Origin of the sequence: Brachybacterium sp. J144 (assembly GCF_036321705.1) — a bacterium.
Classification (GTDB): Bacteria; Actinomycetota; Actinomycetes; order Actinomycetales; family Dermabacteraceae; genus Brachybacterium.
In genome coordinates this window covers 253,755-279,976 of sequence record NZ_JAZDCG010000022.1, presented here as the reverse complement: position 1 = coordinate 279,976, position 26,222 = coordinate 253,755, and the positions used below count along the sequence as shown (strand labels likewise).

Here is a 26,222-nt window from a genome sequence, read left to right as displayed (position 1 = left end):
GTTCCGCCCTGTCGCAGGAGTTCCTGGGCTTACCCTGTGCGCATGAGCTTCAATCCCAACGCCGAGATCCGATCGGACAACGTGGCGCGCTCCGGCGGGGGCGGCACCGGCGGCGGCTTCCGGCCCGGCGGCGGCGGGCTCAAGGTCGGCGGTGCCGGAGGCTGCGTGATCCTCGTGGTGCTGCTCGTGCTGATGATGACCGGGATCCTCTCCCCCGGCCAGGTGATGGACCTCGTCGCGGGCGGCGGCACCTCCCAGGGGCAGAGCGGCCAGGGCGGGGTGCTCGAGCAGTGCACCAGCGGGGCCGATGCGAACGCCGACGACGAGTGCCTCGTCCAGGCCACGATCGAGTCCGGCGACTCGCTGTGGGCGCAGCTCGCGCCCGAGGCGGGCTGGGAGTTCGTCGAGCCGCAGGGCATCGTCTTCTCGCAGTCGGTGCAGACCGGATGCGGCGCGGCGACGGCCGACGTCGGCCCGTTCTACTGCCCCGCCGACTCCACGATCTACGTGGACGTCGACTTCTTCGACTCCCTCACGTCCCGCTTCGGGGCCGACGGCGGACAGCTCGCGAAGATGTACGTGGTCGCGCACGAGTACGGGCACCACGTCCAGTACCTCTCCGGGGCGATGCAGTCCGCGGACCGCAGCGGCACCGGCCCGCAGTCCGACGCCGTGCGGCTCGAGCTGCAGGCCGACTGCTACGCGGGGGTGTGGGCCCACCACGCCTCGGCCACGACCGACGACCAGGGCCAGCCGATGCTCGCCCCGCTCACCGACGAGGACATCGCCTCGGCGCTGTCCGCCGCGAGCGCCGTGGGTGACGACCACATCCAGGGCGACGTCGCCGGCGGCCAGGTCAACCCCGAGTCCTGGACCCACGGCTCCTCCGAGCAGCGCCAGCACTGGTTCACCGTCGGCTACTCCGAGGGCACCGTCCAGGCCTGCGACACCTTCGCGGTCGACGAGGTCTGATCGCGACGGCGGGACCGGCTCGCCGCTCCGCCCCGCCCGTGCGGGCGGCTCAGATCTCGAGCTCGGAGATGTCGTACGCGGCGAGGTAGCGGTAGCCGGCCTGCTCGACGGCCTCGCGGGAGGCGTCGGCGCGGTGCACGATCACGGCGACCGCGGCGATCTCCGCCCCCGCCTCGGTGAGCGCCTCGCAGGCGGTCAGCACGCTGCCGCCGGTGGTGGAGGTGTCCTCGACGGCGACCACGCGTCGGCCAGCGACCTCGGGGCCCTCGATGCGGCGCTGCAGGCCGTGGGACTTCTGCGCCTTGCGCACCACGAAGGCGTCGAGCGCAGGCGAGTCCGCGTCGGCGGCGGAGGCGTGCAGGATCGAGGTCGCGACCGGGTCCGCGCCGAGGGTCAGCCCGCCGACGGCCTCGACCCCGGGCACCAGGCCCTCGCGCCGCAGCAGGTCCAGCATGACCCGGCCGACGAGCGGCGAGGCCTCGTGGTGGAGGGTGATGCGCCGCAGGTCGACGTAGTGGTCCGCCTCGACGCCCGAGGAGAGCGTGACCTTCCCGCGCACGACGGCGAGGTCGCGGATCAGCTCGCGCAGGCGCTCGCGGTCGGCGGCGAGAGCGGGATCGACGATCGGACGGGCGGAGGCGGAGGCGCTTGTCTCGGGCATGCGGTCAGCGTAATGGACCGTACCCTCCCGACCCGGGACGCATCCGGGGCACCCGGGCAGGATCAGTCCTCGTCGCGCTGCCAGTGCGCATGGAGGTTCCGGCGGGAGGCCCGTTTGCGGGAGCGGTCCACGGCCCGCGCCGTGATCCGGGCGTACCAGGACGGGGAAGACAGCGCCCGCAGCACCGAACGGGGAGCGACCCGGGAGACCTCGCCGGCGGTGCGATAGCCGACCGACGGGATGGACAGCACCACGCCCTTCGCGGCGTCCTTGAGGGCGTGCTCGACGACGAACGGGGCCCGCAGCCAGGTGACGCGGGGTAGTCCGTCCCGGTGGCGGGAGGCGCCCTCGTGCAGCTCGGTCTGCACGAAACCGGGCAGGAGCGCGGTCGCGGTCACGCCCGTGCCCTTGAGCTCCATGGCGAGGGACTCGGTGAACACCGTGACCCAGCCCTTCGAGGCCGCGTAGGGTCCGGCGGCGGTGTAGCCGGCGAGCGAGCTGACGTTGATGATCGCGCCCTTGCGCCGCTGGACCATGCTTCGGGCGGCGGCATGGGAGAGCACCAGCACTGCGCGCATGAGGGTGTCCATCTGCCGCTCGTGGTCCTCGACGCCGATCTCGAGGAAGCCGCCCCTCAGTCCGTACCCGGCGTTGTTGACGAGCAGGTCGATGCGCTCCACGGGATCGGTGAGCCGGATCGCGACCCGGTCGAGCTCCTCACGGTCGGCGAGGTCCGCCGCGATCACCTCGACCTGCACGGGATGCACGTCCCGGATCTGCTCGGCGATCGTACGCAGCCTGCTCTCGTCCCGGGCGACCAGCACGAGGTGGTGCCCGGTGCCCGCGAGCTGCCAGGCGAACTCGAGGCCGAGGCCCGAGGTGGATCCGGTGACGAGAGCGCGCGCCATGAGGGAGAGTCTACGAGCGCTCGACTCCTCCCGCTGGCGACTGCGCTCCCCCGTAGGATCGACACCATGCGCATCGCGACCTGGAACATCAACTCCCTGCGGGCCCGGATGGACCGCGTCCTCGCCTTCCTGGACCGCCACCAGGTGGACGTCCTGGCCCTGCAGGAGATCAAGGCCAAGCCCGCCCAGCTCGACCTTGCCGCGCTCGAGGCGGCCGGCTACGAGGTCGCCGCCCACGGCCTGAACCAATGGAACGGCGTCGCGCTGATCTCGCGCGTCGGCCTGCGGGACGTGCAGACCGAGCTGCCGGCCGTGCCCACCTGGCCCGAGGACGGAACCGGCGTCGTGGAGGCGCGGGCGCTCGGCGGCACCGTCGGCGCGGAGGGCGCCGACCTGCGGATCTGGTCGTTGTACGTCCCCAACGGGCGCGAGCTGGACCACCCCCACTACGGCTACAAGCTGCGCTGGCTGGAGGCGCTGCGCGCGGAGGGCGCCCGCGAGCTCGCGGCGGACCCCGCGGCGCGGGCCGTGCTGGTCGGCGACTTCAACGTCGCCCCGCAGGACGACGACGTGTGGGACATGGGCTTCTTCGACGGCAAGACCCACGTCACCGAACCGGAGCGGGCCGCCTTCCGCGCCGTCGTGGACGAGGGCTTCGCCGATGTGGTCCGGCCCGAGCACCCCGGCCCCGGCGTCTACACCTACTGGGACTACCAGGCGCTGCGCTTCCCGAAGAAGGAGGGCATGCGCATCGACTTCGTGCTCGGCTCCCCCGCCGTGCAGCAGGCCGTGACGGGCACCTTCATCGACCGCGAGGAGCGCAAGGGCAAGGGCGCCTCGGACCACGCGCCGGTCGTGGTGGACCTGGAGCTCTGAGCGGAGGCAGGGGGCGCGTCCGATTCCGGCACGGGTCCGGACATCACGGGCCGGGGCATCACGGGCCCGGACATGGCGGAGCGGCGTCACGATCATCGTGGCGCCGCTCCTGACGAGCCGTCTGCATCGGGATCAGGCGTTCACGGGGTGTGGCTGCGGTGGCGCTGTCGACGCCTCACAGCCGGTCCATTGCGGGGACCAGTCGAACGTGGGTTCCGATGCCGGTATTCGTCGTTGTCCAGATCACAGTACACCCGGGCCCCGGGGTGTGCAACGGGGGTGAGTGTCTGACCGTTCCTCCCCAGGTGCGGGTTATCCACCGTGGGGCCGATGGGGGCGCGCAGGTCGCGTTCGTGTCGCCACGATGGCGGCATGACCAGCACTTCTCTCGCCGACGCCACGGATCTGCGCCCTGTGCCGACCGAGCCCGATCCCCTCGGGGACGGCTCCTCGCGCCGCCGCCGCTCCCGGTTCCCGGAGCTCCCGCTGCCGCGGGTCGCCGGCCCGCCGCCGCGAGGCTCCGCGGTGCTCTGGAGAGGCCGCTCGGAGGGTCTCCGCGAGCAGCTGGCGGACCATACCGCCGCCGTGGGGTTGGCGCTCGTCGACGCCGACGCCGCGAGCGAGGGCGCCGCCGGTGTGGGCGCCGCCTGCGCGGTGGTCACGGAGGCCGGCGTCACCCTCGGATCCCCGCTCGCGCGGGATGCCCCGCCGCTGCTCGTCCTCACCGGGGACGAGGAGATCGCGCCGGAGGTCTGGAGGGTCGCCCTCGCGGAACAGGCGCGGGCCGTGCTGCGGCTCCCGCGGGACTCGGAGTCGCTGCTCGCCCATCTCGCCGAGCTCTCCCGGCCCCGCGGCTCCGCCCTCCTCCTCGGGGTCGCCGGGGGCTGCGGTGGTGCGGGGGCCTCGAGCCTCGCCGCGCGGCTGGCCGCCGCGGCACGTGCCGACGGCCCGGTGGTGCTGATCGATGCGGATCCTCTCGGCGGCGGTCTGGACCTGCTCGTCGAGGCTCCCCCGATCAGCGGCATCACCTGGCAGGAGGCGACACGGCTGGGACCGGATGACGGCGAGGCCCTGCGCACGGGACTGCCGCTCGTGGACGACGTCCGTCTGCTCGTGGCCGGGGAGGACGGGGGTCCCGGCGCGGAGGCCCTGCGCCGGGCGCTCTCCTCCCTCGCCCCGCTCGCGGGGACCGTCGTCGTGGACCTCGCCCCGTCGCTGGTCCGGCCCGCCCTGGATCTCCTGGACCACCTCGTGCTGGTCGTGCCGGGGCGGGAGGACGCGGTCCGGGCTGCGGAACGGCGGCTGCGGGACTGGGCCCCGGCCGCGGGCCGGGTCGGTGCGGTCGTGCGTCGGGACCGTGGTCCGAGCGCCCGCGAGGTCGTCGCGGCCCTCGGCCTGCCCCTCCTCGGAACTTTCCGCGACGGGCCGCGGGGGGACGTTCCGCTCCTCGATGTGCGACGGGGCGGCGCCGACCGCACCGCCCGCGAGCTGGTGTCGCGGCTGCGCGAGGAGGCACGGCGATGAGCACCGCGGCGACCCCGCTCCCTGCCGCGGGCGCCGGTGCGGATCCCGCCGGTCTCGGGGAGCTGCTGCACCGGGTCCGCGCGGATCTCGTGCGCCGGCCGGGGCCCGTGGACGTCACCCGGATCGCGGGCCTGCTCCGGGAGCAGGGCCGGGTGCTGGGCGCGGCCGCGACCCTCGAGCTGACCGCTCGGGTACGGGACCACGTCGACGGGCTCGGGCCGCTCCAGGCGCTGATCGCCCCGGGCGTCACCGACCTGCTGGTCAACGACGACGGCACGGTCTGGGCCGACGACGGCACGGGCCTGCACCGCAGCGGGGTCCGTCTGTCGCCCGAGGAGGCGCGCGACCTCGCCGTGCGCCTGGCGACCAGCGGCGGGCGACGCCTCGACGACGCCATGCCCTGGGCGGACGCCCACCTCCCGAGCGGCATCCGCTTCCATGCCGTGCTGCCTCCGCTCTCCCCGGGCGGGGCGATCCTGTCCCTACGCCTGCCGGCGAGGGAACATCTGGACCTCGCGGCGCTGCAGGCCCGCGGCGCCTTCGGCCCCGAGACGGCGGAGGTGCTGCGCGCGGTCGTGGCCGCCCGGGTCCCCTTCCTGGTCACCGGCGGGACGGGCACCGGGAAGTCGACCCTGCTGGCGGCGATGCTCGCCTCGGTCCCGGAGACCGAACGGATCGTCGTCGTCGAGGATGTCCTCGAGCTCGCGGTGGACCATCCGCACGTCGTGCACCTGCAGTCCCGGCACGCCAACTCCGAGGGTGCCGGTGCCGTGGACCTCACCGCGCTCGTGCGGCAGAGCCTGCGCATGCGCCCTGACCGGCTGGTGCTCGGCGAGTGCCGCGGCGCCGAGATCCGCGAGCTGCTGCAGGCGCTCAACACGGGGCATGAAGGCGGCTGCGGCACGGTCCACGCGAACACCGCCGCGGACGTGCCCGCCCGGCTCGAGGCCCTCGGCGCCCTCGGCGGGCTCGACCGCGGAGCCCTCGCGGCCCAGGTCGCGAGCGCCCTGGAGGTCGTCATCCAGCTCGGACGGCACCACGGCCGCCGCGTGCTCGAGGAGATCGCGGTCCTGGACCGCGGCGAGGACGGCCTGCTCCGCGCGAGCACCGCGCTGCGCCCCGTCGACGGACGCCTCCTCGAAGGCCCGGCCGCCGGGCACCTCGCCGAACGGCTGCGCCCCGCCGCCGAGGCCCCGCGGCGCGAAAACCCCGCGGAGCCGCCGGCCGCGCGCTCCGAGCGGTCCCTGACGATCTCGACCCCGGGGCGGCGAGCGGCATGAGCCTCGACACCCTCCTCCCGCTGGGGCTGCCCCGACTCGAGGCGCCGAGCACAGCGCTGCTGCTCCTACCCCTCGTCCTCGGACTCGTCGTCCTCTGGGCGCCGGCCCCCGCACGGGACAGGACCGGAGAGCCCGGTCCGCGGACCCGGATCCGCCGTTCCGCATCCGGCCCCCTCGAGACGGCTCGGATGATCGAGCAGCTGGCGACCGTGATCGCCTCCGGGGCAGGGCTCCGCCAGGCCTGGGCCGCCCTCGCCCGCACTCTCCCTGCCGGCGATCTCGCTGAGGTCGCGCGGGCCGGGGCGGCGGGGGCGGATCCCCGGCGGGCCGCCACCGGGGCGCTGGCCCGGAGCGCGCGGATCGGCAGCCTCGGCGCCGCGCTCGCGGTGTGCGAGCGGACCGGTGCCCCGACCGCCGGGATGCTGCAGGGCCTCGCCGATGCGCAGCGGGACCTCCACGACGCGGCCCTCGCCCGCCGCTCGGCCTTCGCCGGGCCCCGCTCGACCGCCCGGATCCTGCTGGTGCTGCCGCTCGCCGGACTCGGCCTGGGCATTTTGCTCGGCGGGGACCCGCTGCGGCTGCTGCTGGCCTCCCCCGCCGGGAACCTCCTCGGCGCGACCGGCCTCGCCCTCACGGGCCTCGGCTGGTGGTGGATGCGCCGCCTGCTGGACCGCGCCGATCCGCCGACGGACGACGAGGTCGATCCCTCGGTGGCGCTCGAGCTGATCGCCGGGGTGCTCGAGGCGGGCTCTCCCCTCGCCCACGCCGTCACCGCCGTGGCGGAGTCGCTGCCCGACGGCCCGGACGCCCGCGGTCTCGCCCGCCTCGGCACGGCCCTGCGCGGTGGCGTACCGGCCGCCCTCGCCGTCGCCGACCTGCCCGAGCGGTTCGCGGCGCTGGGCCGCTCCGCGGTGCTCGCCGAGACCTCCGGGGCGGACCTCGCCCGAGTGCTGCGCTCGGCCGCACTCGACGCCCGCCGCGGGAAGGCACGGGACGCCGAGGTGCGTGCCGCCCAGCTCGCGGTGCGCCTGGTGCTGCCCACCGGCATCGCGCTCCTCCCCGCCTTCGTCGCGCTCGGCATCATCCCCACCGTCATCTCCCTGCTGGGCGGCATCCTCCAGCTCGGGGCGCCCGGGGCGACGCCATGAGCGCGCCCTCCCTCCGCGTCCTCCCCACCGGTCCTCCGGACCCTCCAGGACCCGCCGGGGATTCCCGGCGGGGGCGGCTCGCGCCGCCCCACCCGGCCGACTCCCGTCGACCGGTCCCGGACGGCCTCCCCCGTCCACGACCCGAAGGAGCACGACATGTCCCTCACTCTCACAAGGATGCGCCGGGGCCTCTCCCGCGCGCTGCGCGACGAGACCGGCGCCTCGACCGCCGAGTACGCCATCACAGTGCTCGCGGCCTGCGGTTTCGCCGCGGTGCTGGTCGCCCTGCTGGCCTCCGGAGAGGTCCGCGAGATCCTCTTCGGCATCATCACCTCGGCACTGTCCAAGGGGTCGTGATGCCTCGGCGTCCCCGGTCGTCCCCGCTGCGGGACGACCGGGGCTCCGCCACCGCCGAGACCGCGATCGTGCTCCCGGTGGTGGTGATGATGGTGCTCGTGCTGCTGCTCGTCGGCCTCGGCCTCGGCGCCCAGGTGCGACTCGAGAGCGCGGCCCGGGGCGCCGTCCGCGAGCTCGCCCGCGGCGAGGACCCCGCCGCCGCGATCGCGACCGCCGAGCGCATCGGCGGGCCCGGCGCGGTCGTGTCGATCAGCGGCGAGGGCGCCTGGGTGCGGGTCGAGGTGCGCCGCACCCTGCGCGCCGGCTCCGGTCCGCTCGCGGGCGCCGCCTGGGAGATCAGCGCCGACGCCGAGGCCCGCCGCGAGCCGCAGCTGATCGAGGGGGCCGGACCATGAGCACCGGGGCCGCGGGGGTGCTGGCCTGGACCGGGGCGAGCACACTGCTGATCGCGGGGCTGTCGCTGCTGGGCGGCGGCACCCTCGCCCAGGCGCGCGCCGCGACCGCAGCGGACCTCGCCGCTCTCGCCGGGGCCGACGCCCTCGCCGTCGCCCACGGCGACCCCTGCGGCGTCGCCGCCGAAGTCGCCTCCCGCAACGACGCCCGTCTCACCGCCTGCGAGCTGCGGGAGTGGGACGTGCTGGTGACCGTCGAGGTCGTGGCCGCACCGCTGCCAGAGCGGACCGCGCGGGCCCGTGCCGGTCCTGACCCCCGCGATCAGCAGACGGTGACCCGTCCATGACGGCGGGACGCCCGGGGCGACCGACGGCCCGGGACGCCTCAGGGATGCAGCAGCCCGAGCAGCACCTCGGCCTGCGCCTTCGAGAGCGGCTCGTTGCCGTTGCCGCACTTGGGCGAGACCACGCAGGCCGGGCAGCCCGACTCGCAGCCGCACTCGCCGATCATGTCCGCGGTCGCCCGCACCCAGGCCGCGGCGTCGTCGGCCCCGCGCTCGGCGAAGCCCGCGCCGCCGGGCGCGCCGTCGTACACGAAGATCGTCGGCTCGCCGGTGTCCTCGTGCTGCGCCGTGGAGACTCCGCCGATGTCCCAGCGGTCGCACGTGGCCAGCAGCGGCAGCATCGAGATCGCCGCATGCTCGGCGGCGTGCAGCGCCCCGGGCAGCTCCTCGCCGGGGATGTCGGCGGCGTCCGTCGTGGACCGCGGCATCACCCACCACACCGCCTTCGTGGTGAGCGTGCGCGGCGGCAGGTCCAGCGGGTGCTGGCCGAGCACGACCTGCGTGTACACGTCCCGCACCTGGTATCCCGTGACCTGGTCGGTGACGTCCACGGTGCCGAAGCAGAGCTGCACCCCGCCCGCCCACGGCACCTCCCGGTCGATCTGCCGGATACGGATGGTCGAGGTCGACTGCGGATGCGTCGAGTGCAGCGGATCCTCCCGGTGCACGAAGGCGACGGCCCGCTCGACGTCGAGGTGATTCACCACGAAGCTGGTGCCCTGGTGGAGGTAGACCGCCCCGTCATGGACCTGGCTGTGGGCGCTCGCCGCGTCGACCGTGCCCAGCAGCGCACCGCTCGCCTCCTCCACGATCCGCACCGGCTCCCCGCCGCTTCCCCGCAGGTCGGTCAGGTCGTGCGCCGACTCCGTCATCGTCCAGTACCAGCCGTGCGGACGGCGCCGCAGCACCCCGCGGCCGGCGAGGGTGTCCAGCAGCTCCCGCGCCGTCGGCCCGAAGATGTCCTCCTCGCCGTCGCGGATCGCCAGCTCGCTGGCCGCCGCGCACAGGTGCGGGGTCATCACATACGGGTTCGCGGGATCGAAGACCGCCGCCTCCACAGGGGCCTGGAACACCGTCTCGGGATGGTGGACCACATAGGTGTCCAGCGGGTCCTCCCGCGCGACGAACAGGGCGAGGGCTCCCCCGCCCCCGTCCTGCCGTCGACCGGCGCGGCCGAACTGCTGCCACAGGGAGGCCCGGGTCCCCGGCCATCCCGCGACCACCACCGCGTCGAGGCCCGCGATGTCGATCCCCAGCTCGAGGGCGTTGGTCGAGGCGAGGGCGCGCAGCTCGCCCGAACGCAGGGAGTCCTCGAGGGCGCGGCGCTCGCGCGCCAGGTACCCGCCGCGGTAGGCCGCGATGCGACGGGCACGGTCGGCGAGCGCCGGCGCGAGCATGTGCTCCGCCTTCTGGTCCAACAGCCGACGCGAGCCCGAGGCGACGAGCTCCGCCCCGCGCCGCGAGCGGGCGAAGACGAGCGTCTGCACATCCCGCTCGACCAGATCCGCGAGCAGGGCGGCCGCCTCGCTCGTCGCCGAGCGGCGCAGGGGCGCCTCGCGTCCGCCGTCGCGGCCGTCGGCGTGCTCCCCCGACTGCTCGAGCTCGGCATCGAGCAGCTCCGCGCCGTCCGCCGCGGCCCGAGTCCCCACTGCACCGTCCGTCGCAGTACCGTCCGCCGTCGCCCCGGGGCCGCGTCCGTCCACCCGGGCGCGGGTCCCGGGTTCCCACAGCCCGATCGTGAGCCCCGACCGCGGGGACCCGTCCTCGGTGACCGCCTGCACGTCCCGACCGATCAGCCGCGAGGCGGACAGCTCGGGGTTCGCGGTCGTCGCGGAGGCGAGCACGAACGTGGGCTCGGCACGGTAGTGCTCCGCGATGCGCCGCAGCCGCCGCATCACCATCGCCACGTGGCTGCCGAACACACCCCGATAGGTGTGGCACTCGTCGATCACCACATAGCGCAGGGCCCGGAAGAAGCTCGCCCACTGCTCGTGCCCCGGGAGGATCCCGAAGTGCAGCATGTCGGGATTGGTGAGCACCACGGTGGCGTGGCGCCGCACCCAGCGCCGCTGCTCGGTGGGGGTGTCCCCGTCGTACACCGCGACGCGCGCATCGTGCAGCCCCGCCCCGTCGGCGAGCGCGGTGATGTTCGTCAGCTGATCGGCGGCGAGGGCCTTGGTGGGCGAGAGGTACAGGGCGGTCGCACGGCGCGCCGTCACGTCCAGCTCGCGCGCCCCCACCGCCGTGAGCACCGGCAGCAGGTAGGCGAGGGACTTGCCCGAGGCGGTCGCCGTCGCGAGCACCACGTCCTGTCCCCCGTGCGCCAGCTCCGCGGCCTCCTCCTGGTGGATCCACGGCGCCGTGATCCCCCGCTCGGCGAGGTGCGCGAGCAGGCGCGGATCGGTCCAGCTCGGGAAGGCGCCGCGTCGGCCCTCCCGCTCGGGACGGACCTCGACGTGCGTGAGGCAGCTGCGGCGGGTCAGGGGCGCCGTGAGATCGGTGAGGAGGTCGGCCGCTCTGCCTGCCCTCATCGACTCCTCATTCCCTGCGCGCGGTCCCCACAATGTCACCGCGAGCTCCCCTCACGGCTGGGGCACAATCGTAGCCATGCCCACCGACGTCCCCCAGGTCCAGCCCGCGCTGATCAGCGCCCTGCGCACCGACCTCCGCGCCGCCGACTACACCGTGGCCCGGACCGAGGAGCTGCTCGGCGAGGTCGCCGTGGCGGCGCTGCGCCGCGAGAACCCGCTGCCCGCGCGTCGGGCGCTGGCCGGCTCGTCGGACCCGGCGGCGCTGCTCTTCTCCCTGCTGACCCTGGGCAGTACGGCGACCCGCGCGGAGGTCGACGCGGCCCTGCCCTCGCTCGGCGCTTCCGGCGCGGAGGAGCTCGGGATCCTGGGGGTCGCCGACCTCGACCCGGGCGGCCCCGGATCCGCGCCTCCGCCGCTGCGCGCCCTCATCGACCTCGCCCCCTACGCCGCCCAGGACGACCTCGGCGAGATCTCCTGGTGGATCGTCTCGGACCCGTCCGAGCTCGCGACCGGGCACCCCCTTCGCCCCGAGCACGTCCTCGGGGTGGGCGGCGCCTCGCTCACCCTCGCCCGGATCACCCCGCGCGAGCGCGTCTCCCGCGTCCTGGACCTCGGCTGCGGCGGCGGCATCCAAGCGCTCCACGCCTCCCGGCACGCCGAGCACGTGGTCGCCACCGACCTGTCCGACCGCGCGCTCGCCATGGCGGCCTTCAACGCCGCCCTCAACCAGATCGAGCTCGACCTGCGCCACGGCTCGCTGCTCGAACCCGTCGCCGGCGAGCGCTTCGACCTCATCTTCTCCAATCCCCCCTTCGTGATCACGCCCCGGCAGGAGCCGGTGCCGGAGAACCGCACCGCCGGCAGCACGGGCGGGTGGACCTACCGCGACGGCGGCCGCGCGGGCGACACCCTGCTCGCCGAGCTGCTCGCCGCCCTGCCCGCGCACCTCTCCCCCGGCGGCCGTGCCGTGCTGCTCGGCAACTGGGAGATCCCCGCCGGCGCCGACTGGGACACCCATCCCCGCGCCTGGCTCGAGCCCGCCCGGGCCGACGGGGTGGACGCCTGGGTGATCCAGCGCGAGCAGGAGGATCCGGCGCAGTACGCGGAGACCTGGGCACGCGACGGCGGAATCACCGACCGGGACCCGGCCTGGACCGCGCTCGTCAGCGACTGGCTCGAGGACTTCGCCTCCCGCGACACCGCCGCGATCGGCTTCGGTTACCTCCTGCTGCGCCGTCCCGGGGATCCGGGGACCGCCGCGGGCATCGGGTCCGCCCCCGCCGCAGGCCCCACCTCCGACGAGCCCCGGCGCCCGGGCGTCCTGCGCACCGAGCACCAGGTGGGCAGCGGCAGCGGCACCCTCGGCGAGCACCTCGCCGCGGGCCTGCGGATGCTGAGCGAGCTCGAGGACCTCGACGACGACGCCCTCCTGGCGAGCCGTCCGGTCCGGGCCGCCGACGTGGTCGAGCGGCGCCACCTCACGCCCGGCGCGTGGGATCCGCTGCTGATCGAGCTGGTGCAGGGTGCGGGCCTCGGGCGCGTGGTCCCGGCCGACCAGATCCTCGCCGGGACCGTCGGGGCCCTCGACGGCACGCTCACGCTCGGTCAGGTCCTCGGGGCGGTGTGCGCCCTGACCGACTCCGACGCCGACGCCGAGCGCTCCCGGATCCTCCCTCTCGTCCGCGACCTCCTGATCTCCCGGATGGTGACCCTGTGACCACGAGCCCCACCTCCCCGACGAGCCCCGTCGACGCCGGCTCCGCCGAGCAGGCCCCGCCGCGCCTCGCCCCGCCCGTGCGGGCCGTGCTCTCGCTGCTCATGGCGCTCGCCTCCGCGGCGGCGGTCTGGGTGCTGGCCCGGGCCGCCGTCGGCACCGCGAGCGGGCAGCGGATGGACCAGCTGATCCTCTCCGGGGCGCAGGCCCACGAGGGCCGCCTCGCCGAGTATGCGCAGATCGCGATCCTCTCCGTGAGCGCCCCGGCCGTCATCGCCCTGCTCGCGATCGCGGCCGTGCTGGTGCTGCTGCGCCGACGCGGCGACCTGCTGCTGCCGATCGGCCTCGTCGTGCTCGGCGCGAACGTCACCACCCAGGTGCTGAAGCACCTGGTGATCACGCGCGAGGCCCTCGGCCCCGGCATCGAGATCACCCCGAACTCCTTCCCCTCGGGGCACACCACTCTCGCTGCGACCGCCCTCGTGGCCGTGGTCCTCGCGAGCGGCGGGGCCCGGGTGGTCCTCGCACCGCTCGGCGCCGCCTGGACCGCCGCCGCAGGGATCGGCACCCTCGTCGAGGGGTGGCACCGTCCCTCCGACGTCGTCGGGGCGATCGTGGTCGTGGCCGCCTGGACCTTCCTCGCGCTGGCCGTGGACGGGCTGCTCGCCCGTCGGCGCCTCGCCCGCCGCCCCGCCGCCCCCGCCCCCGGGCGCGGGCGACGCCGCGCCGCGACCTCCTCCGCCCTGCAGCGCACCCGAGCCATCGACATGCTGATCGGCGTGCTGCTCGGCGGCCTCGGCCTCGCGGGGCTCGCCCTCGGCGCCCTGGACCTCGGCTCCCTCGGCCTGCCCCTCGACCTCCAGGACGCCGCCCAGCAGTCCACCGCCTTCACCGCGACGGCCCTGCTGATCGCCGGGGGCACGGCGATCTGGATGGCGCTCGTGCTGCTGCTGCGCACGCCGATCTCACACCGGGCCTGAGTGGGCGACCGTGTACCGTGAACTCTCGGTGAGCGCCCTCAGCGCCCCGAATACTCTCTGACCTGGGCACCCTGCCCGGGATCATGCGCCGCGACATCGCGGCGGGGAAGGACTGCGCACCGTGACTGGCGGACGGCATCTCGTGATCGTCGAGTCCCCGGCGAAGGCCCGGACGATCGGCCGCTACCTCGGGGAGGACTACACGGTCCTCGCCTCGGTGGGCCACATCCGCGACATCCCCGTGCCCCGCGATCTCCCCGCCGAGATGAAGAAGGGGCCGTACGGGAAATTCGGCGTCGACGTCGCGGGCGACTTCGACCCGTACTACATCGTCAGCCCCGACAAGAAGAAGACCGTCGCGGACCTCAAGAAGGCCCTCAAGGACGCCGACACCCTCTACCTCGCCACCGATGAGGACCGCGAGGGAGAGGCGATCGCCTGGCACCTGCTCGAGACGCTCAAGCCCAAGAAGGGCCTGCCGGTCAAGCGGATGGTGTTCCACGAGATCACCAAGGACGCCATCCTCGGCGCGCTCGAGAACACCCGCGAGATCGACTCCCACCTGGTCGACGCGCAGGAGACCCGGCGCATCATCGACCGACTGGTCGGCTTCGAGCTGTCTCCGGTGCTGTGGCGCAAGATCAAGCCCTCGCTCTCCGCGGGGCGCGTGCAGTCCGTCGCGACCCGGCTCGTGGTCGAGCGGGAGCGCGAGCGGATGGCCTTCGTGGCCTCCGACTACTGGGACGTGACAGGCGTGTTCGGCCCGCAGGCCGAGGGCGGCGAGCAGTTCTCCGCGAAGATCGCCACCGTCGACGGCTCCCGCGTCGCGACCGGCAGCGACTTCGCCGACACCGGCGAGCTGAAGCCCCGCTCGCAGTCCGCGACGGTGCTCACCGAGGAGTCGGCCGGCGCCCTGGTCACGGCGCTCTCCGGCGCCCCCGCGGAGGTCACGGCTCTCGAGTCCAAGCCCTACACCCGTCGGCCCGCCGCTCCCTTCACCACCTCCTCGCTGCAGCAGGAAGCCAGCCGCAAGCTGCGCCTCGGCGCGCGCCAGGCGATGCGGGTCGCGCAGGCGCTGTACGAGAACGGCTACATCACCTACATGCGTACCGACTCGGTGACGCTCTCGCGCGAGGCGATCTCCGCCTCCCGCGCGCAGGCCGCCGAGCTGTACGGCGCCCAGTACGTGCCCGACAAGCCCCGGCTCTACCAGAACCGCTCGCAGTCCGCGCAGGAGGCGCACGAGGCGATCCGCCCCGCGGGCGACCGCTTCCGCACCCCGGCCGAGGTCGCCGGGCAGCTCTCCGGCGACGAGTTCCGCCTCTACGAGCTGATCTGGAAGCGCACCGTCGCCTCGCAGATGGCCGATGCGAAGGGCACCACCTCGACCGTCGAGCTGACCCTCGCGCAGGAGGGCCGCACCGCGACCTTCCGCGCCGCGGGCACCGTGATCACCTTCCGCGGCTTCCTCGCCGCCTACGAGGAGGGCCGTGACGCCTCCCGCTACGGCCAGGAGGACGAGGGCGGCGACAAGCGTCTGCCGCAGATGCAGGAGGGCCAGCAGCTGGACACCCGCGAGCTGACCCCCGACGGGCACACCACCACCCCGCCGCCCCGCTACACCGAGGCATCGCTGGTGCGGGCCCTCGAGGAGCGCGGCATCGGCCGCCCCTCGACCTACGCCTCGACCGTCGCGACCGTTCAGGACCGAGGCTACGTGCTGCGCCGCGGCACCGCCCTGGTCCCCTCCTGGACGGCCTTCGCGGTGGTGCGACTGCTCGAGGAGCACTTCGAGACCTACGTCGACTACGACTTCACCGCGCAGATGGAGCAGCAGCTCGACCGCATGGCGCGCGGCGATCTCGACCGCTCCCGCTACCTGAAGGACTTCTACCTCTCCGACGGAGAGGAGACCCCGATCGGCCTGAAGCCGATGGTCGACGATCTCGGCGAGATCGATGCCCGGGCGATCAACAGCATCGAGATCGGCGAGGGCATCACCCTGCGCGTGGGCCGCTACGGCGCCTACGTGGAGCGGGCCGCCCGCGACGAGCAGGGCGAGGTGATCGAGGGCGCCGACCCGCAACGCGCCAACGTCTCCGACGAGATCGCGCCCGACGAGCTGACCGTGCAGGCCGCGCAGGAGCTGCTCGAGCGCGCCAAGGACGACGGCCGCGTGCTCGGCACCGACCCCGCCTCCGGCCACGAGATCGTCGCCAAGGACGGCCGCTACGGCCCCTATGTCACCGAGGTGCTGCCCGAGCCGGAGGAGACCGGCGGCAAGAAGGTCCCGAAGTCGAAACAGCCGAAGCCCCGCACCGGCTCGCTGCTGTCCTCCCAGGACCTCTCCTCGATCACCCTCGAGCAGGCTCTCGCGCTGCTGAGCCTGCCCCGCGTGGTGGGCACCGCCGCCGACGGCACCGAGATCACCGCCCAGAACGGCCGGTACGGCCCGTACCTGAAGAAGGGCACCGACTCCCGCTCGCTCGAGTCCGAGGAGCAGATCTTCACGGTCACCCTCGAGGAGGCGGAGAAGATCTACGCGCAGCCGAAGACCCGTGGCCGCGCCGCCGCGAAGCCGCCGCTCAAGGAGCTCGGCACGGACCCCACCTCCGAGAAGCCGATCGTCATCAAGGACGGCCGCTTCGGCCCGTACATCACCGACGGCACCACGAACGTGTCGCTGCGGGCCAGCGAGCGGGTCGAGGAGATCACCGAGCAGGTCGCGATCGAGAAACTCGCCGAGAAGCGCGCGAAGGGCCCCGCGAAGAAGCCCGCCGCGCGCCGCACCACGACGACGCGGAAGAAGTCGACGACCACCAAGAGCTGAGCGGGCCGGGCGTTCCCGCACATCGCCCTCAGCACCACCGGACGGGGTCCGGACCGTCGGGTCCGGGCCCCGTTCTGCACGTCGCTGCGCACGGAGGGTTCACGACGGGCAGGAACGCGCACGACCGTCACGACCCGGCCGCGGTGCCCGCCGGGTGCGCGGCCGCAGGACTAGTGTGTGACCCATCGGTCGACCTGCGGTGACGGTCGGAGGCGACGGACCAGTCCCCCTGCGTCACGAAGGAGTGATCATGGCTCGATCCCTGACTCGGCGCGCCGCCCTGGCCGGAGCCGCGGCGACCGCCGCGACCGTCGGCCTGGCCGGCTGCCTGCAGAATCCCGACAGCGGCGGCGGAGCCCTCGGCACCGTCGACCGCTACACCGACGGGGACGTCCCCGGTGACGGCACCGTCACCGTCCTCGGCGCCTTCGGCGGCCAGGAGCAGGAGGCCTTCGAGGCCTCCCTCGAGGAGTTCACCGCCTCGAGCGGCATCACCGTGCAGTACACCCCGGACAGCGACTTCACCAACACGATCCGGCAGCGGGTCGGGGCGGGCGACGTCCCGGACATCGCCCTGTTCCCCCAGCCCGGCGGGCTGTTCGACCAGGCGGCCGCCGGAGCCGTGGTGCCGATCGACGTCTACCTCGACTACGACGCCCTCGAGGGCACGCTCGTGCCCGGCTTCCTGGACTCCGCCCGTCTGCAGGGGCGGGTCTACGGGGCGCCGATGCGCATGGCCTGCAAGTCGCTGATCTGGTACCCGAAGCCCGCCTACGAGGCGGGCGGCTGGTCGACGGAGCCCGCGACGATGCAGGAGCTCTACGACATCGCCGACGACATCAAGGCCACCGGCATCGCCCCCTGGTCCGATGCCTGGGGCGCCGATCAGGCGACGGGCTGGGTGGGCACGGACTGGATCGAGGAGTTCATGCTCCGTGTCCACGGCCCGGACGTCTACGACGACTGGATCTACCACCGCATCCCCTTCAACGCCCCCGAGGTCGTGGAGGTCTTCGACCTGGTCGGCGAGCTGCTGCTCGGTGAGGGCAACGTGCTCGGCGGTCGCGAGACCATCCTCAACACCCCCTTCTCGGAGGCGCCGCTGCCGCTGTTCGAGGACCCGGCGCGGGCGATGCTCGTGCGGCAGGGCAACTTCGTCACCGGCTTCTTCCCCGAGGCGGTGCTCGCGGACATGGACAACCAGGTGGGCGTGTTCGCCATGCCGCCCTGGGAGGGCGGCTTCGAGGGCCAGCCGATCCTCGGCGGCGGCGACCTCGCGGCCCTGTTCTCGCTCGACGACGACTCGGTCGCGCTGATGCGCTTCCTCACCTCCCCCGAGTTCGGCGGCCCGTGGGCCCAGGCCGGCGGCTGGCTCAGCCCGCACACCACCTTCGACCCCTCGCAGTACGCCGATGAGACCACACGCCGGGTCGCCGAGATCGCCGGCGCCGCCCAGGTGTTCCGCTACGACGGCTCCGACGTGATGCCGGCGGCCGTCGGCGGCGGCTCCTTCTGGACCGGAATGGTCGAGTGGCTGCGCGGGTCGAAGACCGCCCAGCAGGTGTGCGACGAGATCGAGGCGGGGTGGCCGGCGTGAGCACCTCGGCCGTCACCGCACCGGCTCCGGCGGAGCCCGTCGGCCAGGAGCGCGGCGGATCCCCGGCCCGGCCCCTGCGCCTCGTCCTCGGCGCCGTCGGCATGGTGCTCACCGCCTGGCTGGCGTGCAACATCTTCCTCGCCTTCGCGTACTACCCGCAGTGGTTCGCGAGCTCCTCGATCCTCATCGGGCTGCTCGGCCTGATCGTCGGCATCGGCGGCTCGATGCTCTTCTTCCGATTCCTCAACATGTGCGTGGAGGGGCTCCCGAGCCGCTTCTCCGAGGGCGTGATCCCCTACGCCTTCCTGCTGCCGGGATTCGCGCTGATCACGCTGATGCTCCTGTACCCGACGGTGCAGACCGTCGTGTACTCCTTCGCGAACGACGACTCCACGCAGTGGGTCCGCCTCGCGAACTACCAGGCGATCTTCTCCAGCGGCGCCTTCTGGTCGGCGCTGCTGAACAACCTGCTGTGGATCCTCGTGGTGCCGATCGTGACGGTCGCCTTCGGGCTCGGCGTCGCGGTGCTGGCCGACAAGCTCTCCCCCGTCGGCGAGCAGACCACCAAGTCGCTGATCTTCCTGCCGATGGCGATCAGCTTCGTCGGCGCCGCGACCATCTGGGGCCTGGTCTACGCCTACAGCGATCCGAGCACCGCCCAGACCGGCCTGCTCAACGCGATCGTCGTCGGCCTCGGCGGAGAACCCCAGCCCTGGTACCAGATCGAGACGGCTCGCCTGAACTCGCTGGTGCTGATGGTGATCCTGATCTGGCTGCAGACGGGCTTCGCGATGGTGCTGCTGAGCTCGGCCATCAAGGCCGTCCCGGAGGACACGATCGAGGCGGGCCGGATGGACGGCGCGAGCGAGATCCGGATCTTCTGGCAGATTATCTTCCCGCAGGTGCGGGTGACGCTCATGGCCGTGTTCATCACGGTGCTGATCCTGGTGCTGAAGGTCTTCGACGTCATCTACGTGACCACCAACGGCCTGTACGACACCGACGTGATCGCCAACCTGTTCTTCCGCAAGCTGTTCACGGACCAGCAGGCCGGGCAGGCCTCGGCGGTCGTGGTGGTGCTGCTGATCCTGGTGCTGCCGATCCTGATCTATCAGGTCCGTGCCTTCCGAGCACAGGAGGCGGGACGATGAGCGGCACGATGAAGGACGGGCGCAAGCGGTCACCGCTCGCGATGATCGTCATGCCCCTGCTGGTGATCCTGTGGACCATCCCGACCCTGGGTCTGCTGGTGACGAGCCTGCGCACTCGCGAGGCGGCGGCGACGACGGGCTGGTGGACCTCGCTCACCACGGGCGGTTGGACCTTCGACAACTACGCGGAGCTGCTCGGGAACGGTTCGATGGGCACCACGCTCATCAACTCCGTGGTGGTCGCGGTGCCGGCCACGGTGCTGCCGATCATGTTCGCAGCTTTCGCGGCCTATGCCTTCACCTTCATGGAGTTCCGTGGCAAGGACGTGCTGTTCATCGTCATCGTCGCCCTGATGGTGGTGCCGATCCAGGTGGCCTTCCAGCCGATGCTGGACCTGCTGGGTCCGCGCGGGCTGGGCATCAACGGCCAGTTCGTGGCGGTGTGGCTGCTGCACACCGGCTTCGGCATGCCGCTGGCCGTGTACACCCTGCGGAACTACATGGCGACCCTTCCCGGCTCCGTCGTGGAGAGCGCGAAGATCGACGGGGCGAGCCACTTCCAGACCTTCTGGAAGCTGGTCGCGCCGATGTCCTCCCCGGCGATCGCGGCCTTCGCGACGCTGCAGTTCCTGTGGGTGTGGAACGACCTGCTGATCGCGCGGCTGTTCATCGGCGGCGGCGAGAACCGCACCGTGATCGTCGACCTGCAGCAGATGCTCGGCACCCAGGGCCAGGGAGCGGAGCTGCTCACCGCGGGCGCCTTCCTCTCCATGGTGATCCCGATGATCGTGTTCTTCTCCCTGCAGCGCTTCCTGGTGCGCGGCATGACCTCCGGCGCCGTGAAGGGCTGATCCCCCTCCTCCGGGGTCCGTCGTCCACCGAGCGCCCTCGACACCCCCGGGTGTCGGGGACGCTCGGTAGATTGGACCCCATGAGCGCCGATGACACCCGCGAGGGCGGGACCCTTCCCGACCTGGTCCTGCCCGCATCCACCGTCCCCGATCCGGCGGCGGCGCCGGGCCTGCGCTGGGGCGTGATCTCCCCGGGCCACATCGGCACCCAGTTCACCGAGACCGCGCAACGGGCGACCGCCTCCCGCGTCGTCTCCGTCGTCTCCCGCTCCGCCGAGCGGGCCGCGGCCTTCGCCGCCGAGCACGGCGTGGAGAGCTCCTACGACAGCGTCGGGGAGATGCTCGCGGCGGGCGGGATCGACGCCGTCTACATCGCCTCGCCGCACGCGCAGCACCACGAGCTGACCCGCCCGGTGCTCGAGGCCGGGGTTCCGGTGCTGGTGGAGAAGGCCTTCACCCTCAACGCCCCGCAGGCGCGGGACCTGCTGGACCTCGCCCGGGACCGCGGGGTCTTCGCGATGGAGGCGATGTGGGCGCGTTTCCTGCCGCAGTACGACGTGCTCCGCCAGGTGCTGGACAGCGGGATCCTCGGCGAGATCGTCGAGGTCGCGGCCGACCACGGCCAGGCGATGCCCACCGATCCCGCCCATCGCATGAACGACCCCGAGCTGGGCGGCGGGGCACTCCTGGACCTCGGCGTGTACCCGATCTCCTTCGCGCAGATGGTGCTCGGCGATCTCGGGGAGCTCGCGGTGCGCGGCGAACGGACGCCGACGGGGGTCGACGGAACCGTGGCCCTGCTCGCCCGGGGCGCCCGCGGCGGCATGGCGCGCCTCGGCACGACCCTGCGCGCCCGCACGCCCACGGCCGCCGTGGTCTCCGGGACCGCCGGCTCCGCGCACCTGGGCGGGGCGTTCTTCGCCCCCGGCACCCTCACCGTGACGCTTCTCGACGGCCGGACGGCGCGCGTCGAGCATCCCGGGCCCCACGGGGACGGCATGGCCTACGAGATCGCCGAGGCGGCCCGCCGGATCACCGCCGGGGAGCTCGAGTCGCCGCTGATGAGCTGGGCCGATACCCTCTCGGTGATGGAGACGATGGATGCCGTGCGCGCCGAGCTGGGCGTGGTCTACCCCGGGGAGGCCAGGGCATGACCCTCCAGATCGACGCCACCCGCGGTCTGCGCATCCCCGCGCCGCATCCCCCGCGCCGCGGTGCCTTCCTGTCCTTCGAGGGCGGCGAGGCGGCCGGCAAGTCCACGCAAATCGCCATGCTGCGCGAGCACCTGGTCTCCGAGCGCCACGTCGCCGAGGACCTCGTGCTCACCACGCGCGAACCCGGCGGGACCGCTCTCGGTGCGCAGATCCGCGACCTGCTGCTGCACGGCGAGCACGTGGAGGCGCGGGCGGAGGCGCTGCTGTACGCGGCCGATCGCGCCCACCACATCGCGACCGTGGTGCGCCCCCATCTCGCGCGCGGCGGGCTCGTGCTCGCCGACCGTTATCTCGACTCCTCGATCGCCTACCAGGGCGCGGGGCGGGCGCTGGATCCCGAGGAGATCGGCTCGCTCTCGCTGTGGGCGGCCGACGGGCTGCTCCCCCACCGCACCATCCTGCTGGACGTGCCCACGGAAGCCCTCGATGACCGACGGGACCCCGCGGGGAAGGACCGCCTCGAGCAGGCCGGCCGCGAGTTCCATGCCGCGGTCCGCCAGGAGTTCCTCGACCTCGCCGCCGCGGAGCCGGATCGCTTCGCGGTGATCGACGGGACCCTGCCCCGCGAGGAGGTGCACGCCCAGGTCCTCGCCTCGGTCGGCGAGGTGCTCGCCCTGTTCGACCCCACCTTCGAGCCGGCCCCACCGGCCCGCCACCGGGACGAGGCGTGAGCCCCCTGACCGGCGCCGGGACCGTCGCGCCCCCCGGGGTCGCGGACGGCCCGCTGCCGCGCGTCTGGGCCGACGTGGTCGGCCAGGACGCCGCGGTCGCGCAGTTCCGCCGCGCCGCCTCCCCCGAGGGCTCCCTCGCCCAGGCGTGGCTGATCACGGGACCTCCCGGCTCGGGCCGCTCCACGGCCGCGCGGGCCTTCGCCGCGACCCTCCAGTGCGAGCAGGGAACCGGCTGCGGCGAGTGCCGGGCCTGCCGCACGGTGCTCGCGGGCACCCACCCCGACGTCACCGTGGTCGCCACGGACAAGCTGTCCATCGCGAAGGAGGAGGTGCGCGCGCTGGTGATGACGGCGCAGCGCGCTCCCGCGACGGGACGGCACCGGGTGCTGGTCATCGAGGACGCCGACCGGATGAGCGCCGGCACCTTCAACGTGCTGCTGAAGTCGATCGAGGAGCCGCCCCCGTCGACCGTGTGGATGCTCTGCGCCCCCTCGGCGGAGGACCTCGCCGCCACCATCCGCTCCCGCTGCCGTCTGGTGACGCTCTCGGTGCCGGACGCGGCCGTGGTCGCGGAGCTGCTGCAGCGCCGCGACGGGGTCGATCCCGCGCTCGCCCTGCGCGCGGCCCGCGCCGCCCAGGGCCACATCGGCCTGGCCCTGCGCTACGCCACCCAGGAGGGCTCCCTCGCGGCCAGGGAGGAGGCGGCCCGGACCCTGCTGGGCCTGCGCAGCACCGGGGAGGCGGTGCTCGCGGCGCAGGGGCTCGTGGACCGGGCGACGGCCGAGGCCAAGGAGCACGCCGACACGGTCGCCGCCGAGGAGCGCGAGCGCTTCCTCCGCTCGGCGGGGATCGACGACGGCAAGGTCCCACCGGCGCTGCGCTCCCAGGTCAAGCAGCTCGAGGACGATGCCAAGCGCCGCCAGACCCGCCTGGTGCGGGACGTGCTGGATCGCTATCTGCTCGATGTGCACTCGGTGCTGCGGGACGTGCTCGGGCGGCAGCTCGGCACCGGCGGGGAGCTCGTGAACATCGAGGTCGCCCCCGAGATCGAGCAAGTCGCCTCCCGCAGGGACGGCCGGGTCACCCTCACTCTCCTAGAGGCGGTGCAGGAGGCCCGGGCGCGTATCGCCGGGAACGTCCCGCCGCTGCTCGCGATCGAGGCGCTGCTCGCCCGGATCGCGGTCTCCCTCGTCTGATCATCCCCGGACCCTGACCCTGACCCTGGTGACCGACACGTCATGTGCAGCGGTGTTCCCTCCAGGGAACTGAGCCGCACATGACCCGTCGGTACCGCGAGGGCGCGGAGCACCACGAGGGCGAGGAGCTCAGTCCTCCGGCGAGTCCGCCTCGGGGATCTCCGTGGCCTGCTCGTCGGTGCCGGGGATCTCGGTGGCCTGCTCGTCGGCTCCCGGAGTCTCGGCGGCCTGCTCGTCGGAGCCGCGCGGCTCGAGGTCGACCTCGAGCTCGTCGATCACCCCGCCGTGGAGCTGGATCTCGCGGTCGGGCTCCTCCTGGCCCGTCTCCGAGTGGGCGCCGCAGCCGTAGTCGAGATGGACCACGCGACCGTCGGCCGGGGACCACTCGTTGGTGCACACCCCGAACTCGGTGCGCAGCGAGCCGGAGAGCTTCATGAGGAAGCCGCAGCTGGTGCAGGAGGCCGCGACGGTGCCACGACGGCCCCGGCTCGAGGTCTGCCGCGGACCGAACTCGCCCTCGGCCCAGCGCTCGGCGGCCTCGGAGCGGCCCTCCGGGGAGAGCACGCGCGCCCTCCCGAGCCCCAGCTCCCACCGCGCCACGCGGTCCTCGTCCTCGTCCCCGGTGGACTCGAAGCCCTGCTCGAGACGCACGTCCTGCTCGCGGAACGGGAGCAGGTCGTCGGCGCCGACGTCCTCGGGCTTGAGCCGCTCGGACCACGGCTCCCAGTCGGGGGCGAGGATCGCGTCCTCCCCCGGCAGCAGCGCGGTCTCGGCGACGGTCGCGACCTTCGCCCGGGACGCCCGCGTGACCACGACGATCCACGACCAGCCGCGGTAGCCGGGCATGGTGCACTCGAAGACATGGGTGGCCAGCCGCTCCCCGCTCGCCTCGACGCGGAGGTGCTCGCCGACCTGGCCTGGCTCGGTGACCTCGAGCAGCGCCTCGCGGGCGAGCTCGACGGCCTCGGCCGCGATCGCGTCCAGCTTGGGTCGCGCGGCGCGGGTCCGGCGGGGGGCGGTGGTGGGCTGGGTCATCCGGTTCAGGCCTCGAAGTTGTCGGCGACGGCGCGCAGCACGGTGGCGATCTTCTGCGAGTGCCCGCGGTCGGGGTAGCGGCCCTGACGCAGCCCGTTGGAGGCGTCGTCGAGCAGACGGATCAGGTCCTCGACCATCCCGGCCATCTCGTCGGGCTTGGGGCGGCGCGCCCGGCTCACGGAGGGGGCGGGCTCGAGGAGCTGGAGGGAGAGGACCTGCGGGCCACGACGACCGTCGACCATGTCGAACTCGACGCGGGCACCCGGGCGGAGGGCCGTGACGTCCTCGGGGAGGTTCGTGGCGTGCACGTACACGCTCTGCCCGTCCTCGTCATCGAGGATGAAGCCGAAGCCCTTCTCGGCGTCGTAGAACTTCACCTTGCCGCGTGGCACGTGGATCCCATTCCTTGTCTGCTGCTGTGATTCGGGGGTGGACACCCGGGCGCGCGACGGACCGAACCGGACTCGCCTGCACCCCAGGGCGCCGGAGACGGTCCGGCAAGGGTCGAGTCTACCGGAGCGACCCGGGCTGTGCAGTGCCGCGGGCACCGCCGCGGGCACCCGGGTGAGGGGGCACACGCCGAGGTCGGGGCCGCACCGTCGCTCAGCGCCGGAAGGCGGGCGGGATCTGGACCGTCGGCACCCCCGGCGGGGTCCCCTCGAGGCCGAGCTCGGTGAGCACCCGATCAAGGATCATCGCCGTGAAGCCCCACACGAAGACACCGTCGGGCAGGTCGAAGACGGGGCCGACGGCGCGGTCGCCGAGGGCGCCCCGGAAGCGGCGGTCGGGATCGGTGAGCGAGCCCGGACCGCGCAGCGGCGCCCAGACCACCCGCTCGACCTCGACGGGGTCCTGCACGCCGAGCCTCGGTCGCCGCGGTGCCCAGCCCAGCACCGGAGTGACCCGCTGATCGCGCCACGGCATGGGGATGGGGGCGAAGGCGCCCAGGACCTCCACCTCGGCCGGGTGCAGGCCGGTCTCCTCGTGCGCCTCCCGCAGCGCGGCGTGGACGGGGCTGGGATCGTCGGCGTCGATGCCGCCGCCGGGGAGCGAGAACTGACCGGGCTGGGAGCGCAGGGCGTGTCCGCGCTCCTCGAGGACGAGCGCGGCGTCCTCGAGGCCCGTGCCCGCGATCAGGAGCAGCACCGCGCTGCGCCGTGGGCCGCCCGCGCCGGGACGCGGCGCACGCGGATCCTCCTCCCGCGGCACGAGGAACTCGCCGCGCCGGGCCCCGTCCGCGAGCGACCCCAGGAAGCGGGCCGCCTCCGGCAGCTCGGTCCCGGCGCTCATGCGGCCGCCCCGGGAGCGCTCGGGCAGATCTCCGCGAGGACGCACCGGCTGCAGCGGGGCGCGCGGGCGAGGCAGACCCGTCGACCGTGGAGGATCAACCGCAGCGAGAGCGCCGTGAGATTGATCGGCTCCCCGCCGACTGCGGCGATCACGTCCCGTTCGACCGCCCGCGGGTCGGTGCTCGCGGTCCAGCCGAGCCGCCGCGCGAGCCGACCCACATGGGTGTCGACGGCGAGCAGCGAGTGCCCGAACCAGGTGCCCCGCACCACGTGCGCGGTCTTGCGGCCCACCCCGGGCAGGGCCTCGAGGGCGGCCTGGTCATCGGGCACCTCGCCGTCGTGCCGGGCGAGCAGACCGCGGGCGAGGCCGACGGCGCGACGCGCCCGGGTCGGGCCCATCCCGAGCGGGGCGAGGATCGCGGTCAGCTCCGCCTCGTCGGCACCGGCGAGGGCGGCGGCGTCGGGCCAGCGGGAGAACAGCTCGGGGGTGACGTCGTTGACCCGCACGTCGGTCGTCTGGGCCGAGAGCATTGTCGCGACCAGCAGTTCGAAGGCATCGCGGTGGTCGAGCTCGGTGCGCGCGTCGGGGTGTGCGGCGCTCAGCAGGGCGTCCACGGCGTCCGGGTCCGCGGGCGGCCCGACGGGCGCTTCCCTGGTCCGGTCCGCTGTCTGCGCGCTCATCCGATGGGCTCCTCGATCGA

General features: G+C 73.8%; 24 protein-coding genes. 17 read left to right on the top strand and 7 right to left on the bottom strand.

Annotation, left to right across the window (positions count from 1 at the left end; translation table 11 throughout):
* Nucleotides 1-42 precede the first annotated feature (42 nt).
* Nucleotides 43-972 (top strand): KPN_02809 family neutral zinc metallopeptidase, encoded by a 930-nt coding sequence (gene ypfJ, locus V1260_RS08830; protein WP_329746443.1) that lies wholly within the window; start codon nucleotides 43-45, stop codon nucleotides 970-972.
* Nucleotides 973-1,021: 49 nt separating this feature from the next.
* Here ypfJ and V1260_RS08825 read toward each other — a convergent pair whose 3' ends face one another.
* On the bottom strand, nucleotides 1,022-1,633 hold the full coding sequence (locus V1260_RS08825; protein ID WP_329746442.1) for an orotate phosphoribosyltransferase: 612 nt from the start codon (nucleotides 1,631-1,633) through the stop codon (nucleotides 1,022-1,024).
* 62 nt (nucleotides 1,634-1,695) lie between these two features.
* The gene (locus V1260_RS08820) at nucleotides 1,696-2,541 is read right to left on the bottom strand and encodes an SDR family NAD(P)-dependent oxidoreductase (RefSeq protein ID WP_329746441.1); all 846 of its coding nucleotides are present in this window, start codon (nucleotides 2,539-2,541) and stop codon (nucleotides 1,696-1,698) included.
* 66 nt (nucleotides 2,542-2,607) lie between these two features.
* Here V1260_RS08820 and V1260_RS08815 point away from each other — a divergent pair, with 66 nt between their 5' ends.
* The 7 genes from V1260_RS08815 to V1260_RS08785 all read left to right on the top strand — a co-directional run bounded on the left by V1260_RS08815 (nucleotide 2,608) and on the right by V1260_RS08785 (nucleotide 8,465).
* Nucleotides 2,608-3,417, top strand: coding sequence for an exodeoxyribonuclease III (locus V1260_RS08815; protein WP_329746440.1), 810 nt, complete (start codon nucleotides 2,608-2,610; stop codon nucleotides 3,415-3,417).
* A 372-nt stretch (nucleotides 3,418-3,789) separates the two neighbouring features.
* Nucleotides 3,790-4,941 carry a hypothetical protein gene (locus tag V1260_RS08810; protein ID WP_329746439.1) on the top strand — a complete coding sequence of 384 codons (1,152 nt, stop codon included), beginning with the start codon at nucleotides 3,790-3,792 and terminating at the stop codon, nucleotides 4,939-4,941.
* Complete coding sequence (locus V1260_RS08805) at nucleotides 4,938-6,221, top strand: TadA family conjugal transfer-associated ATPase (protein WP_329746438.1); 1,284 nt, start codon at nucleotides 4,938-4,940, stop codon at nucleotides 6,219-6,221. Before V1260_RS08810 ends, V1260_RS08805 begins: the two co-directional genes overlap by 4 nt.
* 188 nt (nucleotides 6,222-6,409) lie before the next feature.
* A complete protein-coding gene (locus V1260_RS08800; protein WP_329746437.1) occupies nucleotides 6,410-7,369 on the top strand; it encodes a type II secretion system F family protein in 960 nt (319 codons plus the stop codon).
* 156 nt (nucleotides 7,370-7,525) lie between these two features.
* Entirely contained in the window at nucleotides 7,526-7,726 is a 201-nt protein-coding gene (locus V1260_RS08795) for a DUF4244 domain-containing protein (protein WP_329746436.1), read from the top strand.
* Nucleotides 7,726-8,121, top strand: a complete 396-nt coding sequence (locus V1260_RS08790; protein ID WP_329746435.1) for a TadE family type IV pilus minor pilin — start codon at nucleotides 7,726-7,728, stop codon at nucleotides 8,119-8,121. Before V1260_RS08795 ends, V1260_RS08790 begins: the two co-directional genes overlap by 1 nt.
* Entirely contained in the window at nucleotides 8,118-8,465 is a 348-nt protein-coding gene (locus tag V1260_RS08785; protein ID WP_329746434.1) for an Rv3654c family TadE-like protein, read from the top strand. Before V1260_RS08790 ends, V1260_RS08785 begins: the two co-directional genes overlap by 4 nt.
* 38 nt (nucleotides 8,466-8,503) lie before the next feature.
* Here the strand turns inward: V1260_RS08785 and V1260_RS08780 are convergent, their stop codons facing one another.
* The gene (locus V1260_RS08780; protein WP_329746433.1) at nucleotides 8,504-10,993 is read right to left on the bottom strand and encodes a DEAD/DEAH box helicase; all 2,490 of its coding nucleotides are present in this window, start codon (nucleotides 10,991-10,993) and stop codon (nucleotides 8,504-8,506) included.
* Nucleotides 10,994-11,069: 76 nt separating this feature from the next.
* Between V1260_RS08780 and V1260_RS08775 the strand changes: the two genes are divergently transcribed.
* The 9 genes from V1260_RS08775 (at nucleotide 11,070) to V1260_RS08735 (ending at nucleotide 23,197) form a co-directional block, all read left to right on the top strand.
* Nucleotides 11,070-12,710 (top strand): DUF7059 domain-containing protein, encoded by a 1,641-nt coding sequence (locus V1260_RS08775; protein ID WP_329746432.1) that lies wholly within the window; start codon nucleotides 11,070-11,072, stop codon nucleotides 12,708-12,710.
* Nucleotides 12,707-13,687: a phosphatase PAP2 family protein gene (locus tag V1260_RS08770; RefSeq protein WP_329746431.1), complete on the top strand. Its 981-nt coding sequence runs from the start codon at nucleotides 12,707-12,709 to the stop codon at nucleotides 13,685-13,687. Before V1260_RS08775 ends, V1260_RS08770 begins: the two co-directional genes overlap by 4 nt.
* Before the next feature lie 121 nt (nucleotides 13,688-13,808).
* The gene (gene topA / locus V1260_RS08765; RefSeq protein ID WP_329746430.1) at nucleotides 13,809-16,517 is read left to right on the top strand and encodes a type I DNA topoisomerase; all 2,709 of its coding nucleotides are present in this window, start codon (nucleotides 13,809-13,811) and stop codon (nucleotides 16,515-16,517) included.
* A 250-nt stretch (nucleotides 16,518-16,767) separates the two neighbouring features.
* Nucleotides 16,768-18,114, top strand: coding sequence for an ABC transporter substrate-binding protein (locus V1260_RS08760; protein ID WP_329746429.1), 1,347 nt, complete (start codon nucleotides 16,768-16,770; stop codon nucleotides 18,112-18,114).
* Entirely contained in the window at nucleotides 18,111-19,265 is a 1,155-nt protein-coding gene (locus V1260_RS08755) for a carbohydrate ABC transporter permease (RefSeq protein WP_329746428.1), read from the top strand. The genes V1260_RS08760 and V1260_RS08755 overlap by 4 nt, the downstream gene beginning before the upstream one ends.
* On the top strand, nucleotides 19,262-20,116 hold the full coding sequence (locus tag V1260_RS08750; RefSeq protein ID WP_329746427.1) for a carbohydrate ABC transporter permease: 855 nt from the start codon (nucleotides 19,262-19,264) through the stop codon (nucleotides 20,114-20,116). The genes V1260_RS08755 and V1260_RS08750 overlap by 4 nt, the downstream gene beginning before the upstream one ends.
* Before the next feature lie 80 nt (nucleotides 20,117-20,196).
* A complete protein-coding gene (locus V1260_RS08745; RefSeq protein ID WP_329746426.1) occupies nucleotides 20,197-21,270 on the top strand; it encodes a Gfo/Idh/MocA family protein in 1,074 nt (357 codons plus the stop codon).
* Nucleotides 21,267-22,001, top strand: coding sequence for a dTMP kinase (gene tmk / locus V1260_RS08740; RefSeq protein WP_329746425.1), 735 nt, complete (start codon nucleotides 21,267-21,269; stop codon nucleotides 21,999-22,001). Before V1260_RS08745 ends, tmk begins: the two co-directional genes overlap by 4 nt.
* Nucleotides 22,002-22,006: 5 nt before the next feature.
* Nucleotides 22,007-23,197 (top strand): DNA polymerase III subunit delta', encoded by a 1,191-nt coding sequence (locus V1260_RS08735; protein ID WP_329746502.1) that lies wholly within the window; start codon nucleotides 22,007-22,009, stop codon nucleotides 23,195-23,197.
* Between the two features lie 129 nt (nucleotides 23,198-23,326).
* Here the strand turns inward: V1260_RS08735 and V1260_RS08730 are convergent, their stop codons facing one another.
* The 4 genes from V1260_RS08730 to V1260_RS08715 form a co-directional block, all read right to left on the bottom strand.
* Nucleotides 23,327-24,232 carry a DUF3027 domain-containing protein gene (locus V1260_RS08730; RefSeq protein ID WP_329746424.1) on the bottom strand — a complete coding sequence of 302 codons (906 nt, stop codon included), beginning with the start codon at nucleotides 24,230-24,232 and terminating at the stop codon, nucleotides 23,327-23,329.
* 5 nt (nucleotides 24,233-24,237) lie between these two features.
* The gene (locus V1260_RS08725; protein WP_329746423.1) at nucleotides 24,238-24,624 is read right to left on the bottom strand and encodes a cold-shock protein; all 387 of its coding nucleotides are present in this window, start codon (nucleotides 24,622-24,624) and stop codon (nucleotides 24,238-24,240) included.
* A 211-nt stretch (nucleotides 24,625-24,835) separates the two neighbouring features.
* On the bottom strand, nucleotides 24,836-25,522 hold the full coding sequence (locus tag V1260_RS08720; RefSeq protein ID WP_329746422.1) for an NUDIX hydrolase: 687 nt from the start codon (nucleotides 25,520-25,522) through the stop codon (nucleotides 24,836-24,838).
* Entirely contained in the window at nucleotides 25,519-26,202 is a 684-nt protein-coding gene (locus tag V1260_RS08715) for an endonuclease III domain-containing protein (RefSeq protein WP_329746421.1), read from the bottom strand. The genes V1260_RS08720 and V1260_RS08715 overlap by 4 nt, the downstream gene beginning before the upstream one ends.
* Nucleotides 26,203-26,222: the final 20 nt, after the last annotated feature.

Coding starts and splice junctions, on each gene's coding strand:
- ypfJ (WP_329746443.1), top strand. CDS start 43: ATGAGCTTCAATCCCAACGCCGAGATCCGATCGGACAACGTGGCGCGC.
- V1260_RS08825 (WP_329746442.1), bottom strand. CDS start 1,633: ATGCCCGAGACAAGCGCCTCCGCCTCCGCCCGTCCGATCGTCGATCCC.
- V1260_RS08820 (WP_329746441.1), bottom strand. CDS start 2,541: ATGGCGCGCGCTCTCGTCACCGGATCCACCTCGGGCCTCGGCCTCGAG.
- V1260_RS08815 (WP_329746440.1), top strand. CDS start 2,608: ATGCGCATCGCGACCTGGAACATCAACTCCCTGCGGGCCCGGATGGAC.
- V1260_RS08810 (WP_329746439.1), top strand. CDS start 3,790: ATGACCAGCACTTCTCTCGCCGACGCCACGGATCTGCGCCCTGTGCCG.
- V1260_RS08805 (WP_329746438.1), top strand. CDS start 4,938: ATGAGCACCGCGGCGACCCCGCTCCCTGCCGCGGGCGCCGGTGCGGAT.
- V1260_RS08800 (WP_329746437.1), top strand. CDS start 6,410: ATGATCGAGCAGCTGGCGACCGTGATCGCCTCCGGGGCAGGGCTCCGC.
- V1260_RS08795 (WP_329746436.1), top strand. CDS start 7,526: ATGTCCCTCACTCTCACAAGGATGCGCCGGGGCCTCTCCCGCGCGCTG.
- V1260_RS08790 (WP_329746435.1), top strand. CDS start 7,726: ATGCCTCGGCGTCCCCGGTCGTCCCCGCTGCGGGACGACCGGGGCTCC.
- V1260_RS08785 (WP_329746434.1), top strand. CDS start 8,118: ATGAGCACCGGGGCCGCGGGGGTGCTGGCCTGGACCGGGGCGAGCACA.
- V1260_RS08780 (WP_329746433.1), bottom strand. CDS start 10,993: ATGAGGGCAGGCAGAGCGGCCGACCTCCTCACCGATCTCACGGCGCCC.
- V1260_RS08775 (WP_329746432.1), top strand. CDS start 11,070: ATGCCCACCGACGTCCCCCAGGTCCAGCCCGCGCTGATCAGCGCCCTG.
- V1260_RS08760 (WP_329746429.1), top strand. CDS start 16,768: ATGGCTCGATCCCTGACTCGGCGCGCCGCCCTGGCCGGAGCCGCGGCG.
- V1260_RS08750 (WP_329746427.1), top strand. CDS start 19,262: ATGAGCGGCACGATGAAGGACGGGCGCAAGCGGTCACCGCTCGCGATG.
- V1260_RS08745 (WP_329746426.1), top strand. CDS start 20,197: ATGAGCGCCGATGACACCCGCGAGGGCGGGACCCTTCCCGACCTGGTC.
- tmk (WP_329746425.1), top strand. CDS start 21,267: ATGACCCTCCAGATCGACGCCACCCGCGGTCTGCGCATCCCCGCGCCG.
- V1260_RS08730 (WP_329746424.1), bottom strand. CDS start 24,232: ATGACCCAGCCCACCACCGCCCCCCGCCGGACCCGCGCCGCGCGACCC.
- V1260_RS08720 (WP_329746422.1), bottom strand. CDS start 25,522: ATGAGCGCCGGGACCGAGCTGCCGGAGGCGGCCCGCTTCCTGGGGTCG.
- V1260_RS08715 (WP_329746421.1), bottom strand. CDS start 26,202: ATGAGCGCGCAGACAGCGGACCGGACCAGGGAAGCGCCCGTCGGGCCG.